At 63.7% G+C, this 15,708-nt stretch carries 20 protein-coding genes and 1 tRNA gene; 8 read left to right on the forward strand and 13 right to left on the reverse strand.

Going from position 1 to position 15,708, the window contains the following annotated elements; genetic code table 11:
• Positions 1-13: 13 nt before the first annotated feature.
• Together V5735_RS12150 and V5735_RS12155 are read left to right on the forward strand one after the other, a co-directional pair.
• The gene (locus V5735_RS12150; protein ID WP_423743760.1) at positions 14-388 is read left to right on the forward strand and encodes a hypothetical protein; all 375 of its coding nucleotides are present in this window, start codon (positions 14-16) and stop codon (positions 386-388) included.
• Complete coding sequence (locus V5735_RS12155) at positions 389-748, forward strand: hypothetical protein (protein ID WP_423743761.1); 360 nt, start codon at positions 389-391, stop codon at positions 746-748.
• Here V5735_RS12155 and V5735_RS12160 read toward each other — a convergent pair.
• From V5735_RS12160 to V5735_RS12175, 4 genes are all read right to left on the reverse strand, one after another.
• Positions 745-1,224: a dihydrofolate reductase gene (locus tag V5735_RS12160; protein ID WP_423743762.1), complete on the reverse strand. Its 480-nt coding sequence runs from the start codon at positions 1,222-1,224 to the stop codon at positions 745-747. The genes V5735_RS12155 and V5735_RS12160 overlap by 4 nt on opposite strands.
• Positions 1,221-2,213 (reverse strand): thymidylate synthase, encoded by a 993-nt coding sequence (gene thyA / locus V5735_RS12165; protein WP_423743763.1) that lies wholly within the window; start codon positions 2,211-2,213, stop codon positions 1,221-1,223. The genes V5735_RS12160 and thyA overlap by 4 nt, the downstream gene beginning before the upstream one ends.
• Before the next feature lie 82 nt (positions 2,214-2,295).
• A complete protein-coding gene (locus V5735_RS12170) occupies positions 2,296-3,924 on the reverse strand; it encodes an ABC transporter substrate-binding protein (protein WP_423743764.1) in 1,629 nt (542 codons plus the stop codon).
• Positions 3,921-5,369: an APC family permease gene (locus tag V5735_RS12175; protein WP_423743765.1), complete on the reverse strand. Its 1,449-nt coding sequence runs from the start codon at positions 5,367-5,369 to the stop codon at positions 3,921-3,923. The genes V5735_RS12170 and V5735_RS12175 overlap by 4 nt, the downstream gene beginning before the upstream one ends.
• A gap of 164 nt (positions 5,370-5,533) precedes the next feature.
• Here V5735_RS12175 and V5735_RS12180 point away from each other — a divergent pair, with 164 nt between their 5' ends.
• On the forward strand, positions 5,534-6,028 hold the full coding sequence (locus V5735_RS12180; RefSeq protein WP_423743766.1) for a hypothetical protein: 495 nt from the start codon (positions 5,534-5,536) through the stop codon (positions 6,026-6,028).
• Positions 6,029-6,044: 16 nt separating this feature from the next.
• Here the strand turns inward: V5735_RS12180 and V5735_RS12185 are convergent, their stop codons facing one another.
• The 7 genes from V5735_RS12185 to thpR form a co-directional block, all read right to left on the reverse strand.
• Positions 6,045-7,013, reverse strand: coding sequence for a methyltransferase domain-containing protein (locus V5735_RS12185; RefSeq protein WP_423743767.1), 969 nt, complete (start codon positions 7,011-7,013; stop codon positions 6,045-6,047).
• Positions 7,014-7,363: 350 nt separating this feature from the next.
• Positions 7,364-8,488: a signal recognition particle-docking protein FtsY gene (gene ftsY, locus V5735_RS12190; protein ID WP_423743768.1), complete on the reverse strand. Its 1,125-nt coding sequence runs from the start codon at positions 8,486-8,488 to the stop codon at positions 7,364-7,366.
• Between the two features lie 6 nt (positions 8,489-8,494).
• Positions 8,495-8,950 (reverse strand): prefoldin subunit alpha, encoded by a 456-nt coding sequence (gene pfdA, locus V5735_RS12195; protein ID WP_423746025.1) that lies wholly within the window; start codon positions 8,948-8,950, stop codon positions 8,495-8,497.
• A gap of 109 nt (positions 8,951-9,059) precedes the next feature.
• Positions 9,060-9,725, reverse strand: coding sequence for a translation initiation factor IF-6 (locus V5735_RS12200; RefSeq protein WP_423743769.1), 666 nt, complete (start codon positions 9,723-9,725; stop codon positions 9,060-9,062).
• Between the two features lie 4 nt (positions 9,726-9,729).
• Positions 9,730-10,008 carry a 50S ribosomal protein L31e gene (locus tag V5735_RS12205; protein ID WP_069450385.1) on the reverse strand — a complete coding sequence of 93 codons (279 nt, stop codon included), beginning with the start codon at positions 10,006-10,008 and terminating at the stop codon, positions 9,730-9,732.
• Positions 10,008-10,160 (reverse strand): 50S ribosomal protein L39e, encoded by a 153-nt coding sequence (locus V5735_RS12210; protein WP_026177798.1) that lies wholly within the window; start codon positions 10,158-10,160, stop codon positions 10,008-10,010. The genes V5735_RS12205 and V5735_RS12210 overlap by 1 nt, the downstream gene beginning before the upstream one ends.
• 53 nt (positions 10,161-10,213) lie before the next feature.
• Complete coding sequence (gene thpR, locus V5735_RS12215) at positions 10,214-10,771, reverse strand: RNA 2',3'-cyclic phosphodiesterase (protein WP_423743770.1); 558 nt, start codon at positions 10,769-10,771, stop codon at positions 10,214-10,216.
• Between the two features lie 107 nt (positions 10,772-10,878).
• Between thpR and fer the strand changes: the two genes are divergently transcribed.
• From fer to V5735_RS12235, 4 genes are all read left to right on the forward strand, one after another.
• On the forward strand, positions 10,879-11,535 hold the full coding sequence (fer, locus tag V5735_RS12220; RefSeq protein WP_423743771.1) for a ferredoxin Fer: 657 nt from the start codon (positions 10,879-10,881) through the stop codon (positions 11,533-11,535).
• A gap of 55 nt (positions 11,536-11,590) precedes the next feature.
• Positions 11,591-12,982 carry a signal recognition particle protein Srp54 gene (locus V5735_RS12225; protein WP_423743772.1) on the forward strand — a complete coding sequence of 464 codons (1,392 nt, stop codon included), beginning with the start codon at positions 11,591-11,593 and terminating at the stop codon, positions 12,980-12,982.
• A 97-nt stretch (positions 12,983-13,079) separates the two neighbouring features.
• Complete coding sequence (locus tag V5735_RS12230; RefSeq protein ID WP_423743773.1) at positions 13,080-13,658, forward strand: magnesium transporter; 579 nt, start codon at positions 13,080-13,082, stop codon at positions 13,656-13,658.
• Positions 13,659-14,216 carry a magnesium transporter gene (locus tag V5735_RS12235; RefSeq protein WP_069450429.1) on the forward strand — a complete coding sequence of 186 codons (558 nt, stop codon included), beginning with the start codon at positions 13,659-13,661 and terminating at the stop codon, positions 14,214-14,216.
• Between the two features lie 12 nt (positions 14,217-14,228).
• Here the strand turns inward: V5735_RS12235 and V5735_RS12240 are convergent, their stop codons facing one another.
• Together V5735_RS12240 and V5735_RS12245 are read right to left on the reverse strand one after the other, a co-directional pair.
• The gene (locus V5735_RS12240) at positions 14,229-14,648 is read right to left on the reverse strand and encodes an RNA-binding domain-containing protein (protein WP_423743774.1); all 420 of its coding nucleotides are present in this window, start codon (positions 14,646-14,648) and stop codon (positions 14,229-14,231) included.
• On the reverse strand, positions 14,645-15,226 hold the full coding sequence (locus V5735_RS12245; protein WP_423743775.1) for an AAA family ATPase: 582 nt from the start codon (positions 15,224-15,226) through the stop codon (positions 14,645-14,647). Before V5735_RS12245 ends, V5735_RS12240 begins: the two co-directional genes overlap by 4 nt.
• A gap of 93 nt (positions 15,227-15,319) precedes the next feature.
• On the opposite strand from V5735_RS12245, the gene V5735_RS12250 reads away from it, so the two are divergent.
• Positions 15,320-15,394, forward strand: a tRNA-Arg gene (locus tag V5735_RS12250).
• Positions 15,395-15,708 lie beyond the last annotated feature (314 nt).

Raw genomic sequence — 15,708 nt, forward strand, 5'->3', positions numbered from 1 at the left:
ACAACCATACGGTATGTCCCTCCCCCGCCGCCTCGAACAGGTCGGCATCGTCGTCGGCAGCGTGCTGATGCTCACGCTGCCGTTTTCCTTTCTCTGGGCAGTCTTCCTGAGTGGCCCCGGTTGGGTGGACAACCTTCTCGTGTACGTTCCGGGCCTCATCGTCGGCGTGCTCGTCGCTCTCCGGATGCTCCCGGTTTCGTACGGACAGGTGTGGCTGTTCGGAATCGCCAGTTGGGTGGCAACCTTCTCTCTTTGGTGGGTTCTCGGGGCCGCAGACGTTACGAAAAATCAACCGACGCTACTCGTCACGTGGGTCGTCGCCCTTCTCGTCGGCGCGGTCGTCGCGTGGGCGAAACCGAAAATTCTGTGGCGCGGAAGCGAGGCGTAGATGGGCACGCTCACAGACCCTTTTTGGTACTACAGCGGAACCGGGTGGGTTCTCACGGTTCCGACCTTCGGTGTCGTCGGAATCGATAGTCCGTACTACGATACGCTGTTCTTTCTCGGGTTCGGCGCGACACTTTTGACGACGTGGCTGTGTCTGTCTTACCGCCCCGAAGAACCGACACGCGTCGCGCTGTTCGGCTTGCTGACCATCGTTGGAACGACGGTTCTCGGCATCCTCACCGGTACCGACGGCGTTCGAGCGTTGGTCCCGACGCTCGCAAAGTGGGTCGTCGCCATGCTGTTCGCGGCCGCCGTCGTGCGGTTCCGAATCGACCACAAAATCCGGGCGATGGCGACTTAACGCTCGTATCGGACGAAATCCAATTCCTCGCGTTCGTCCCGTTCGACTTCCGTCCACTCTTCCGGGTCCCATTCGGGAAAGTAGGTGTCGCCGTCGTACGCCTCGTGAATCTCGGTGAGCAACATCTCGTCCGCGTGCGGGAGGAACTGCTCGTACACCGTCGCACCGCCGATGACGAAGGCTGTGTCGTCCAGTTCTTCGACCGTCTCCATCGCCTCCTCGACGCTGTGGACGAGGACGACTTCCTCCGTGAGGTCGGGATTCGACCGACTCAAGACGACGTTGGTTCGACCCGGAAGCGGGCCGTCGAGTTGCCCCGCGATGCTCTCGTAGGTCGTCCGTCCCATGACGACCGGATGGCCCATCGTGGTCTCCTTGAAGCGGCGCAAGTCGGCCGAGTAGTGCCACGGCATGTCGCCGTCGCGTCCGATGACGCCGTTCTCGGCGACCGCGGCGATGCAGACGAGACGGGTCATTCGGCCACGCTGAATTTGATGCCGGGGTAGGCGTCGTACTCCCGGAGCGTGATGTCGTCGTAGGTCAACTCGTCGATGGAATCCGCCGTCACCTCGATTTCGGGCCGGGATTTCGGGGTGCGCGAGAGTTGGGTCAGCAGGCCCGGCACGTGGTCCATCGCCTCCGTCTCCTCCTCGGGGGCTTCGGATTCGAGCCACGAACGGACGTTCTCGTACTCGGACTTTTGGCTGACGTCGGCGAGGCGCGTCTGGAGTTCTTCGAGGTTGTCGCGGTACCACTCGCCGCGGTCGCCCTCGCCGCAGTAGACGTGCGCGTCGACGATGGTGTGGGCGAACTTGCCGACCTCGAACCCGGTCTGGCGGGCGAGCACCGTCGCCAGCAGGGCGTAGGCCGCGACGTTGAACGGGATGCCGAGCGCCACGTCGCCCGAGCGCTGGGTGAGGTGGAGGTTCAGCATGTCGCCCTGCACGTTGACGACGAAGGTGTAGTGACACGGCGGGAGCGTCGAGACGGCGGCGTTCGCGGGGTGCCACGCGGAGACGACGAAGCGTCGTGAGTTCGGATTCTCGTCGAGGCCGTCGATGAGGTACCCGATCTGGTCGAACGTTCCGTCCTCGTTCATCCAGCGGTGGTCCGCCTCGGGCCACGATTCGCCCGGCAACCCCTCCTCGGGAACCGGGAACCGTCGCCAAAATCGGCCGTAGGCCGTGTCGAGGTTGCCGTCCTCGTCGGCCCACTCGTTCCAGATGCCGGTCTTCTCGCGGAGGTTTCGGATGTGCTCCTCGCCGGAGAGATACCAGAGGAGTTCGTGGAGCATCGAGTCCCAGCGGAACCCGTCCATCTTCTTCGTGGTCAGCAAGGGGTACCCCTCGCGCAGGTCCATCTCGTAGTGCTGGCTGAAGGTCGAAATCGTGTCCACGCCGGTTCGATTGGGCTTGTACGTCCCGTCCCGGAGGACGTCCTCGACGAGCCCGAGGTACTGCTTCATGGGTGGGTGTCCCCCCTACGAGTTTGAAAAGATATTGATGCCCGACCCGTCTCACCGCTACTCATCTGACTCCCCTGTCACCTCACTCGCCGACCGTAACCCGATACTCCGAACCGACGAAACGTGGATTTTCCTCCGACATCGGGGACAGCTCGAAGTCGTCGAGTTCCTTTTTCACCCCGAAGGCGTTCTTCGGCTGGTATATCGGCAGGTGCACGCGGTCCTCCAGCAGGGTCGTGATGGTCTCTTCGTAGAGCCTCCTTCGCTTCGCGTGCTCGTCCGACTTCCGCGCTTCCAGTATCTTCTCCATCACGTCGTCGTTCTTGTAGAAGACGCCGTTCGTCTCGCCCTCCGCCCGCTGGTGGAACAGGGGGTAGACGTAGGCGTCCGGGTCGGGGAACGCCGACCACTCCGTGACGAACATGTGGTAGTCGCTCGGCGACCCCGAGACGATTTTGTCATGGAACACCGACCACGAGTACTTCTCGACGCTGGCCTGCTGGAACCCGGCGAGCGTCAGCCCCTGCTTTACGGCGTTCGCCATCATCATCAGCAACTCGTCGCCGGAACTCTTCGACGCCGGAACGGCTATCTTCGGTGCCCACGCCTCGACGCCCGCGTCGCGGAACAGCGTTTGCGCTTTCTCGATGTTCCGCTCGTTGGGTATCCGCTTCCACTCGTCTACTGGCATGTCCCACTCCTCGGCCAATTGGTGTGGAAGCGGGCTGTACGTGCGCTCGCCCGCCGGACGGAGGATGTTCTCCACCATCCCGTCGAAGTTGACGCAGTAATCGACCGCCTTCCGGACTTTCTCCTCCGAGGTCGGCCCGCCGTTGCAGTTGAAGCCGAGGAACGTGTAATCGTAGCTCTCGCTGGATTTCACGGTCGCGTTCGGTTGGTCGTTCGTCGCCTTCCAGAGGTGGGGCTCTACCTCCTCGACTAGCTGGTTCTGCCCCGTCTTCAGGCTCATCGTCCGCGACAGTCCCGAGTACTCCGAGACGAACTTCAACCGGTCGATTGCGGCCTTCGGCGAGTCCCAGTAGTCGTCCCAGCGCGTCAGAACCGCGTACTTCTGGGGAACGAACCGGTCCACCTGAAACGGCCCGGAGCCGACCGGATTTTTGGCGAACGTCTCGGGGTCGGGGTCGCGGACCGATTTGGGGACGACGGCCCGCGTGAGCACCTCGTGGAAGGCGTCGTACGGGTACGACAGTTCGAACCGAACCGTGTGGTCGTCGGGCGTCTCGATGGTGTCTATCATGTCCACCTCCCACTTGTTCGGCGTCCCCCGTCGCCACGGCGTGTTCTCGTCCCGGTGGCTCGGCGCTTCGAACGAGTATTTCACGTCCTCCGCCGTGACCGAGTTTCCGTTCTGGAACCGCGGCTCCGACTTCAGCGACACCTCGTACCGCGTCCCGCCGCGGCTCACCTTCGGTTCGCCGTCGGCGAGTTCGGGTTCTAACGTCGTCCCCTCGCCGTAGGTGTACAGGCCTTCGAACACTTGCGTGGCGACCTGCGCCGACGGCACGCTTTCGATGACGACGGGGTCGAGGGTCGTCGCCGTGAGCGGTTGTGCGATTCGGAGTTGCGAGCCGCTTCCGCCGGACACCCGTTCGATGGCCGAACAGCCCGACAGGGCGCCCGCACCCGCGATTCCGAGCGATGCAAGCAGTTTCCGTCGCGTCAGTCCGTTTTCCTCGTGTTTCGTCATGATTGCGCACCTCCGGTCTGCGCACCGGCGAATTTGAAGTACACCAGTTCGGAGCCGACCACGAGCAGGCCGATGACGATGACCAGCCAAAACGTGGACGAACTGTGCACGTACAGGTCGTACAGCAACACCGGGAAGAAGAGCGCGCAACCGACGGTACCCACGCCGGGTATCGCCGGATGGATGTCGAGGTCCTCGCGCTCCCGGTAGGCGACGTAGCTCACGCCGCCGAAGACGGCGATGAACGCGAGCGACGCGAACGTCGTGATGCTCATCAGGCTCCCGTACACCGCGAACGCCATCGACAGCACGCCGAGGCCGATGACGATTCCCGAGGGAATCTGATTCCCGTCGCCGTCGCCGCTATCGTTGTCGCCGTTTCCGTCGTTGCTACTGTCGTCGCTACTACTGTCGCTGTCGTTGCTATCGCTTCCGTCGTTGCCGTCACTTCCGCTCTTGCTACTGCTCCCGTCCCCGCCGTCGCTTTCGACGCCGGTCAGGTCCGGGAGGACGCCGATGTCGATGAGTTCTCGGGAGAACTGCGCGCTGCTGAACAGCGTCGCGTTGACCGCACTCGCGGTCGAGAACAGCGCGGAGAATCCGATGAGGAGCGCTCCGAGTTGCCCCGCGAACGGCAGCGCGGCGTACAGCAGCGACGTTTCCGGGCTGACCATGATGACCGGCAGTTCGAGGATGCTCGTCGTCGTGAACGCGACGAGGACGTACAGCAGGGTCGCCACCGGGATGGCGATGTAGATGGCTTTCCGAATCGTCTCCTCCGGGTTGCTGAACTTGTCTTGGTCGTACAGCAACAGCTGCCAGCCCTGAAACGCCACGAACGACATCGCCGCGCCGAGGAACGGGTCCGCGATGCCGATGGTCGGATTGAGCATGAACTCGTAGAATCCCGGCTGGAAGATGTTGCCCGTGACGGCGAAGTAGACGCCCCAGATTCCGAAGCCGCCGATGACGGCGACTTTGAAGAACGTGAGGAAGTCCTCGGCTTTGCCGGTCGAACCGGCTCCCATCAGGTTGAGTCCGACGAACGCCCCGATGACGACGATGGAGATCAGATTTGCGATGGGTATCTGATTGAACGCGAGCCGACCGAACAGCTTCGTGAAGAACGACGAGAACGCGTAGGCGTACAGCGCCATCGAGACGATGTACCCGAACAGGAGCGTCCACCCCACCATCCCGGTCAGCATCGTGTCGCCGAACAGGTCGTGGAAGTAGGTCGGCGCGCCACCCCGGTCGCCGACGTATTGGTTCATCTTGATGTAACTGTACCCCGCGCTGAGTGCCACGATTCCCGCGAGCAGAAACGCGATCCACGATAATCGTCCCGAGATTGAGACGACGAGGCCGAAGGCGGAGTAGATTCCACCCCCGATCATCCCGCCGACTGCCATCGCTACTGCCTCTTTGAGACCGAGCTTTCCCATGCTGTTTCCCCGTAAGCCGACTTTCAGCAAACATCCATTGCTTGCTACAGCAACCATCAAATCCCCGCCACGTCGGAGTCGGTATCATTGCCTTTCCCCCGGAACGAAAGCATGCCATGGCAAGCAGGGAGACTAACACGTCCTTCGGCGAAGCTATCGTGTCCATGTCAACGCAAACGTCACTTCGCGTCGAGGGACGTACCGACACCGGCATCGGGATACTGCTCAGCGGGGGCATCGCCGGACTCGTCGCCGCCGCCGTGATGGCCCCCGTCTGGATATACTTCCGCCCGTTCATCGTCACGAACGCGGCCGCGGCGCTCTACAACCTTCAGGGGTCGCTCATGGGGTGGGTCGTCCACCTCGTCCACGGGACCGTCTTCGGCGTGCTGTTCGCGTTCCTCGTCACGAAATCCCCGCTCGGGACGAAAGTCGGCGGTATCTCCCGGAGCGTCGCCTCCGGCATGGCCTACAGCCTCGTGCTCTGGGTCGTCGGCGCGGGAATCGTCCTCCCGCTCGGACTGATGATTTCCGACGTTCCGGCGGCACCGCTCGTTCCGAATCTCCATCCCGCGGGGCTGGCGGCTCACCTCGTCTACGGTGCCGTCCTCGGTCTCCTCGTCCCGCCGCTGCTGTCGGCGACGGGCAAAATGAGCTGAAGATTTCGACGCTCTGTCAGCGCGAGAGCACCACGACGTAGCGCGTCAGCGACCGATGGACTCGCCGTTCGAACTCGTTTTCGACGCTCCACCCCGCGTCAGTCGCTTCGCTCGCCCACGAGCGGTCCCCGACGACGACGGCGCGGGAGGCGACTCGTCGCGCCTCCGCGAGCGCACCGGCAACGAGGTCGTCGAGTTCGAGGTTGGCTATCTTCGACTGCCTGCCGTAGGGCGCGTCGAACACCACGCCGTCGATGGCGTCGTCGGGGAACGGCAGGTGCGTCGCGTCGCCGCGGACCGTGGCCGCGGCGGCGTCCGGCGCATAGTGGTCGAGATTTTTCGCCGCGCCGCGGACCATCTTCTCCTGTGCGTCGGCACCGAGCGGCCGCGCGCCGACCAGCGCGGCCTCGATGAGCACGCCGCCCGTCCCGCACATCGGGTCGAGGAGCGTCGTTCCCGCTCGTGCCCCGGCGACGTTCACCAACGCGCGTGCGAGCAGCGGGTCCATGCTCCCCGGTTGGAAGAACGGCCGGTCGGTCGGTTTGCGCGTGCCGTAGTCGCGCACGCTCTCGGCTTCCAGCCACCCCAGCGCACACAGGTCCCCGGAGAACGTCGCCCGGAGTTCGTGGTCGGGGTCGTCCAAATCGACCGCGAAGCCGCGGTCCACGAGCACTTGCCCCAACTCGCGTTCCGCTTGCTGGGTGCTGATATCGGCCGTCTCGCGGACCCCCCGTGCACGCACCGCGACCGTCCCCTCGCGCTCTATCGGCGCGGCGGAGAGCAGCGTTCGGGCGCTCGCCACGTCGGCGTCTGTCGTCCCGACCAACTCGCTCGCGCGGTGGGTGTACGCGAGGCTGGAAACGCGCTCCGTAATCGTCGCCGCGCGCGCGAGGCCGGGCGCGACGAGTTCCACCCCGCTCGCCGCGCTCGCCGCTTCGCACGCCGCGAATTCGTCGTCTTGTCCGCCGAGTTCCAGTACGTACACGATATCTCTCCGTCGTCCGGTTTCGTTCGAGGGGAGTGGGGCCGTCGTCTTGGGGATTGCGAATCGCGACGGGGACGAGAGGGATTCATGCTCGTGTTTCGTGTCGATTCGGTGACCGAGACCGCAACAATCCTGTCCGTCTCGGTGACTGAGACTGCAGCACAGTGAACGACCGCAACCGCATGCGGGCGGGTGGCCGGAACCGCATGGCCACCCGCCCTCGGCGTCCCCATGCCTCCCCGGAACTCGTGTGCCCTCGCCGACCGCTGACTCGGGCACACTCGTCGCGCGTCCCGAAAGCGGCTGTGTCGCCACTCTCGAACGGCGGCTTCGAAAAAATCCGGAGTCGATTACTCCTCTTCTTCCTCGTCGCCGAGCAGTCGTTCGACCATCCGTTCGGGGTCGAACTGCTCGATGTCGTCGTAGCCCTGTCCGGTTCCGAGGAACAGGATGGGCTTGCCCGTGACGTGCGAGATGGAGATGGCGGCCCCGCCCTTCGAGTCGGCGTCGGCCTTCGTCAGAATCGAGCCGTCGATTTCGGCGGCGTCGTCGAACTCCTTCGCGCGCTGCACGGCGTCCTGCCCGGCCACGGCTTCGTCCACGAAGATGGTCATATCCGGGTCCACGACGCGACCGATCTTCTCCAACTGGTCCATCAGGCCTTCGCTGGTGTGCAGGCGACCCGCAGTGTCGCCCAGCACGATGTCGATGTCGTGGGCGTCGGCGTACTCCACCGCGTCGTAGATGACGGCGGCGGGGTCGCCGCCCTGCTCGTGGGCGATGAGTTTCGTGTCGAGCGCGTCCGCGTGCTCTCGAATCTGCTGGTTCGCACCGGCACGGTAGGTGTCGCCGTTCGCCATCACCGAGGAGTAGCCGCGCTCCTCGAAGTACCGCGATAGCTTGGCGATGCTCGTCGTCTTCCCGACGCCGTTGACGCCGGTGAAGATGATGACGAGCGGTTTGTCCGCCTCGGCGACGCGCTGGTCGAAGTCGAACTGCCCGACACTGATGACCGACAGCAGGGAGTCGTGCAGGGCGTCCTCGACGACGTCGCCCGTCTCGGCGCTGAACTTGCGGGTCGCGCCGACCAGGTCGTTGCGGATGCCGTCGAGCATCTCCCGTGCGACGCTCATCTCGACGTCGCTTTCGAGCAGCGCCATTTCGAGTTCCCAGAGCGGGTCCTCGACGTCCTGCTCCTCGATGACGATTTCACCGCGGGCGAACGATTTGGCCTTCTGGGCGAAACCGCCGCGCCCGTTGCCGGACTCTTCGTCCTCCGAGTCGGAGTCGTCCGTCGATTCCGGCTCGGGTGTCGTCTCCGTTTCCGTCTCCGCGGGTTCCGTTTCGACCGTTTCATCGACCGTTTCAGCGTCCGCCTCAGCTTCCGCTTCGTCGGCCTCCTCGGCCTTCTCCTCGGTCGTCTCCTCGACGTCCTTACGGAACCCGCTCAGCTTATCCTTCAGACTGTCGAACATCGCCGGTTACTCGTCCTCGTCTTCCTGCTGTTGCATCTGCTGCATCTGCTGTTGCATCTGCTGCTGTTGCATCTGCTGTGCCTTCTGCTCGAGCTGGTCGCTCTCGGCTTCGACCTCGCCGATTTCCTCCTGCAGGTCGGAAATCTGGTCGTCGAGAAGGTCCTTGCGGCTCTTCAACGACGCGACCGCGCCCTCTTGGTCGCGCTCCGCGGCGTAGCCGCCGCCGAGTTCGACGACGATTTCGTCGATATCCTCGACGTTCGCGCGGATGTACGCGCCGCCGCCGAGCGGAACCTGGACGACCGAGCCGGTATCGAGCGATTCGATTGCCTCGATGGCCTCGTCGACTTCATCTTTCTCGTCGCGCAGGTCTTCGACTTCGCCGTTCAGTTCTTCCTTCTCGGCTTCCAACTGCTGGAGCTGCTGTTGCATCTGCTGCATCTGTTGATTGCCGCCGCCCATCATCGTGCTTCACACTCCGTTCCGCGAGTAATCGTGCTCATGTCCACACGTGCGTGAGCAAGCGGGAAGAATGTTGCTAACTCGGACCGAAAACGTAACGAGCCGAAAATCAGTCGATATAGCCCAGCGCGTCCTCGATACGGCCGAGTTCGGGACCGGTCGTCTCCTCTCCGACCACGTAGCCGTGGGCGTTGGCGAGGAGTCCGGACCCGACCAGCGGACCGCCGTAGTTGATGGTGCCGATATCGGCCGGGACGCCGAGCACGTCCTCGATGGTATCGAGTTCGTCGTCGGTCGCTTTCGGGTGACAGAGAACGCCTCTGTTCGTCGCCACTCCGGCCGTTCCGACCGTTTGAACGCCAGCGATGGTGCCGCGTTCGACCGGAACGTCGAGACCGTCCGAAACCGCTTGCACGGCCTCCCGAGGGAGGTCCGGGTGGACGTAGGCCCCGGTGTCGTTCGCGAGCACGACGTTTCCAGCGGCGTTGATGCGCCCCGGGAACTTCGTGAGCGGAACGTCCACGACGGCCTCGATTCGCTCGCGCTCGTGGTCGGTGATGCGACCGCTGACGAGCAAGCCGTTCTCGTTGCCCGCCACCAGCGCGCCGACGGTGGACGAGCCACCGAGCGTGGTTCCGACGACATCGACTTCCAGTTCCTTGCGGAGGGAGTCGAGGAGTTCGTCGTCCAAATCCGGGCGGACGAGCAGATACTTGTCAGTCGCACGTGCGAAGACGCCGATGTACGCCGAGCCGTTGAACGCGGTACGAAGCACCGCTCTACTCTTCGTACTCCGCCTCGACGACGGACTCGCCCTCTTCTTCGAAGCGGGCGGCGTGAACGCGGAGCTTTCGCGGCGGGTTCTTTCGGCCGCGCGACCAGATCGCCTCGTTGATCGAGGGGTCGAGACGCACGTCGTCCTCGTCCACCTTGAAGTGCTGGGCGAGGTGCCCGCGCACCAGTTTCATCGCCTTGTTCGCTCGCTTGTGCTTTGCCTCTGCCGTCACGTCTCGGAGCGGAACCGTCACGACTCGCTCCTCGAAATCACTTGCGCTCATTATTCGTCAGTGTCGCTACGCCGCCAGCTGCGGCGCTTCGGGTTTCGCATTACGTCGCGGTCCGTCTTCATGATGACCCACGCCGGGATGCGGCTGTTCTGCCGTTCCAGCTTGGCCAGTCGCTTCTTTTTGGCCTTCGACTTCTTGCCCATAGTGGTTGCCACTTTTCCGCCGTCGCATAAAATCTTGTTCCTTTCAAGCGGCCTCACAGGGGGAACGCCGCGACGGTCGAATATCTCGGCCCGTTCGCGCCCAGTTCGCTCTTCGTCAGCCTGACCTCCGAAACGTCCATTCGACCGACCGTCGGGTCGAGTTCGCGGACGTTCCGCTGAACGAGTTCCTTTCCCCCCGCGTGCTTCATTCTGGCGATGGTGATGTGCGGGACGAACTCGTTATCGTCCGGCGAGAAGCCGAGGTCGTACAACCGCGACTCGACGGCATCGTTGAGCAGGACCATCTCCTCCGCGCCGTCCCCGACGCCGACCCACACGACCCTGATGTACTCGAGACTCGGAAAGACGCCCAAGCCGCCGACTTCGGCCTCGAACGCCCCGAAGTCGATGTCGTCATCGACGGCCGATTCGAGCGCGTCCTCGACGACGGGTACGCGGTCTTCGTCCACCTCGCCGAGGAACGAGAGCGTGACGTGGGCCTGTCTCGGGTCCGTAAACGAGAGCCCGTCGGCGTCGCGGAACCTGTCTTGAACGCCGTCCACGCTTTCCGCGAGGTCGTCGGGCAAGTCGATGCTCACGAACAGTCGCATACGCGACCCTTCGTCGTCAGCGGGCTTGAACGTTGACGCCGGTAACAGGTTCGACCCTGACCGGCAGGGGAAGAGGATTTATGCGCTCCATTTCCTACCACTCACATGTGGACTCCCCGTTCAGCGTTCTCGGACTCGATTCGGATGCGGATGACGAGGAAGTCGTCGAGGCGTATCGACGACGGATAAAGGAAGCCCACCCGGACCACGGTGGGTCCCACCGCGAATTTCAACGGGTCCGAGCGGCGTATCAGGCGATTCAATCGGGCGACCTCGGTGGCGAGGAGGACGAGAAAGCGACCGACGAAGAACGCGTCGAGGAGCGGGAGCGAACGCCGAAGCATCCGATGGTCGAGTTTCTCAACTACGAGGTCATCGACGACTACGATTGGAACGTGGACGACGACGGACTGTTCGACAAGGCCGCCGCCATGGGGCTGGACGCCGAGGATTACGGACAGTTCTACGTTCTCAACAACGAGACGCTTCTCGAAGCGGCGGAAAACAGGGGGTACGAGTGGCCGTTCGCCTGTCGCGGCGGGGCGTGTGCGAACTGCGCGGTCGCGGTCGTGGAAGGGAAGATGGACATGCCATCGAATCACGTCCTCTCGTCCGAGATGCTGGACCGCGGGTTCCGACTCTCCTGTATCAGCGCGCCCATCACGGACCACATGAAGGTCATCTACAACATCAAGCACCTGCCGGGTCTCGATGAACTCCGTCTGCCGCCTCAGCAGTTCGGGCAGGCGCGGTCCGGTGACTGACGCCGACGGACTAGAAAAAGCCTTTAAACGACTACGAACCCAAGGGAGCACAACGATGGTGCTCGACAATCTCGGCAGTTCTCTTCGCGGCTCACTCGACAAACTGAGTGGGAAATCGCGCGTCAGCGAAGACGACGTCGAGGAAATTGTAAAGGAAATCCAGCGTTCCCTTCTGCAGGCCGACGTGGACGTGAGTCTCGTGATGGACCTCTCCTCGTCCATCAAGGAGCGCGCGCTGGAGGAGGAACCGCCGGGCGGGACGACGGCCCGCGACCACGTGCTGAGTATCGTTTACGAGGAACTCGTCGGCCTCGTCGGCGAGAGCACGGAAATCCCGCTCGAAAACCAGACCATTCTCCTCGCCGGATTGCAGGGGTCGGGGAAGACGACCACCTCCGCCAAGATGGCGTGGTGGTTCTCGAAGAAGGGGCTTCGCCCCGCCGTCATCCAGACGGACACCTTCCGACCCGGCGCGTACGACCAGGCGAAGGAGATGTGCTCCCGCGCGGAAGTCGATTTCTACGGCGACCCGGACAACGAGGACCCCGTGGACATCGCGCGGAAAGGACTCGAAGAGACGGCCGACGCCGACATCCACATCGTGGACACGGCGGGTCGCCACGCGCTCGAAGACGACCTCATCGACGAAATCGAGGAGATCGAGTCCGTCGTTGACCCCGACCGAAACCTGCTCGTTCTCGACGCGGCTATCGGACAAGGTGCGAAAGACCAAGCCCAGCAGTTCGACGAATCCATCGGCATCGACGGCGTGGTCATCACGAAACTCGACGGGACCGCGAAGGGTGGCGGTGCTCTGACGGCGGTCAACGAGACGGACTCGTCCATCGCCTTCCTCGGGTCCGGTGAGACGGTCCAAGACGTGGAGCGCTTCGAGCCGAACGGCTTCATCTCACGCCTGCTCGGCATGGGCGACCTGAAACAGCTCACCGAGCGCGTCGAGCGGGCCATGTCCGAGACGGAGGAGGAAGAGGACTGGGACCCCGAGGACATGATGAAGGGGACGTTCACCCTGAACGACATGCGTCATCAGATGAACGCGATGAACAAGATGGGGCCGCTCGAACAGGTCATGGACATGATTCCCGGCTTCGGCGGCGGAATCATGGACGAACTCCCGGACGACGCGATGGACGTGACGAAAGACCGGATGCGGAGTTTCGAAATCATCATGGACTCGATGACGGACAAGGAACTCGAAAACCCGCGGTCCATCGGCGCGAGCCAGATTCGCCGCATCGCTCGCGGGAGCGGGCAGGACGAGGAACGCATCCGCGAACTGCTCCAGCAGCACAAGATGATGGCCCAGACCCTGAAACAGTTCCAAGGGATGGGACAGGGCGGCGACATGGAGCGCATGATGAAGAAGATGCAGGGCGGCGGCGGTGGCGGCGGTGGCGGTATGGGCGGCATGGGGCCGTTCGGATAGTCGTTTTTCTCTTCGGTTTCGTCCGACCGGAACTATCGGCGCAAGTGGAACCGAGACACACCGCTTTTTTGTCCCGTGCCCGTGTCCACAGCAGTAGATGACCGTCCGGGAAGTCGCCGCCGAGGCGTACCGCGAAGCGCTCCCCGCCCTCGCCGCGAGCATGGTCGGTGGGCTGTTCGCGGGCGTCGTCCTCAGCGGAATGCGCGCCGAACTCCGTCAGGTGGCGGGGTTGCTCGTCCTCGTCCCCGCCCTCCTCGCTACCCGCGGGAACGTTTACGGGTCGCTCGGCGCGCGCCTCGCGTCCGGTCTCCACCAGGGGTTGGTCGAACCGTCGTTCGTCCCGGACGACGACCGGGTGTGGGCGGCCATCGTCGCCTCGCTGGCGAACGGCATCCTCGCCAGCCTATTCGCGTCGGTGGTCGCGTTCGTCGTTCTGAAGGCCCTCTCGGATTCGGTCGCGCCCTTGCCGACCCTGCTCGCAATCGCGCTCATCGCGGGGTTGCTCTCGGGAGTCGCCCTGACGGTGGCCGTCGTTCTCGTCGTCTTCGCGGGGTATCGCCGCGGCCAAAACCCGGACACGTTGGTCGGTCCGCTCGTAACGACGACGGGTGACGTGTTCGGCATCTCGTTCCTCCTGCTCGCCGTCCGGATCGTCATCGCGCTCGGGGGTGGCTAGATGCCGACGCGCTGGACGGTTCGCGCCATCATGCGAGCGATGCTTCCGGTGTTGCTCGTCCTCACGATGGTCGAAATCGGAAGCGGGCTCGTCCTCGGGTCGTTCGAGAGCACCCTGTTACAGTATCCGACGCTCCTCGCGTTGGTACCCGTAACCATCGGCACGGCGGGTAACCTCGGGAGCATCCTCGCCGCCAGACTCTCGACCGCGTTTCACCTCGGGACGCTCTCGTTCGGTCGGGGGGACGAGGTGCTCGCGGGGAACGCCGTCGCCACGGTCCTCCTCGCGGTCACGATTTTCCCGGTGGTCGGGTTCGGCGCGTGGACGCTGACGTGGCTCATCGGCGAGACGCAACTCGGCCTCTTCATCGTCGTCCTCGTGTCGCTGGTCAGTGGCATCGTGTTAGCGTTCGTCGCCATCCTCGTGACGCTCGTCGCCACGTACGTCGCCTATCGGTTCGAACTCGACCCCGACGACGTGGTGATTCCGGTCGTGACGAACGCCTGTGACGTGCTGGGCGTCATCGTGCTGTTCGTCGTGGTGCAACTGCTGGTGTGAAAACGAGCTCCGCTACCGCCCTTCATCGGTGCCGATGGGTTTTCCATCCTCGGTCGGCGGTGCGACGTAATCGACGAACTCCTCGACGGTTGGGTCGGTGACCCGCATGCGAACGTGGAGTTCGCCGAGTTCGTCGGGGTTGCCGACGGCGAAGTTGACCACGCCCTGAAACGCGGCCTGCTTTTTCAGGTCGAACGAGAGCGTGTCGCCGTCCCGCCCCGAGAAGAACTCGCCGCGCGCCGTGTCGAGGATTTCCTGCCGATGGAGCAGTTCGGAGAAGTGCTCGACGCTGTGCGCTTCGGCGACGACTTCACCCGTCTCCGATTCTATCTCCGCGCCGGGAAAGACGTTCTCGATGGCGTCCGTGATCCGCGCTTCGATTTCGGTGTCGTTTACGGGTGCCGTGATTCGGATATCGACGCTGTATATCATCGATTCTCACCCGCCTCTACGCTCTCCAGTCCCGAAAGTCCGTCTTCGAGGAGCGCGCGAATCCGGCGGCGGAAGCCGTCGAGCGTTCCGGTGTTGTCGATGACGGCATCGGCCCGCGCCATCGCTCGGTCGAGGCCGAACCCGAGTTCACGTTCGTCGCGCTTTCGAAGGCGCGCTTCGTCGGCGTCGGAGTGGTCGCGTCCCCGCTCGCTCAACCGGTCGGCGCGGACCTCGAACGGGACTTCGATGCTCACCAGTACGAAATCGTCGCCGAAGGCGTCCTCGAACCGTTCGACCTCGACGCCTGAGCGAATCCCGTCGACGAGGACGGTTTCCGAAGTAGTCAGCGCCGCGTCGATTTGCGGGAGTGACGCCTGTGCGATGGCGTCCGGGCCGTTCTCCTCGCGGAGTGCTTTGGCGATTTCGCCGTGGTGCTCCGCCGGGTCGAGGCCCCGCTCGCGGCACGCCGCGCGGATGACGTCGCCCATCGTGACGACGGGGATTCCCATCTCCTCGGCGACGGTGGCGGCCTCGCCTTTGCCGCTCCCCGGGAGGCCGACGGTTCCGATTACTCGCATCGTCTTCGTTTTCTCGTGAACCGTGCTTAAGGGCTGTGTTTGCGGGGGAGAATCCCAACTCCTTATGAAGGTTCGCCGATAATGCGGTACCGAGGGCACGTAGCTCAGTCTGGATAGAGCGTCGGACTTCTAATCCGACGGCCGTGGGTTCGAATCCCATCGTGCTCGTTCGTGAGGAACGGACGTGACGAGCGACGAGCACAGGATTCGAATTAGACCAGTCACAGCCCGCACAGTGAGAATCGGGCGCGAAGCGCCCCGGTTCGAACGAGCAGGAATGTCTGGGCGTTGTTCGAATCCCATCGTGCTCGCTCGACTTCGCTTACGCTCGTCTCGCTCACACGATGTAGTCACCCTCGCCACGCTCGCGTGACTCCCATCGTGCTCGTGAACCTTTTCCTGCGCTCGCTTCGCTCGCTGGCAAAACGTTCATGAAAAGCATCGGAAGTCGTTCCTGCTCACTCACTCCGTTCGTTGTGCGG

The organism is Haladaptatus sp. SPP-AMP-3 (assembly GCF_049568665.1).
GTDB lineage: Archaea > Halobacteriota > Halobacteria > Halobacteriales > Haladaptataceae > Haladaptatus > Haladaptatus paucihalophilus.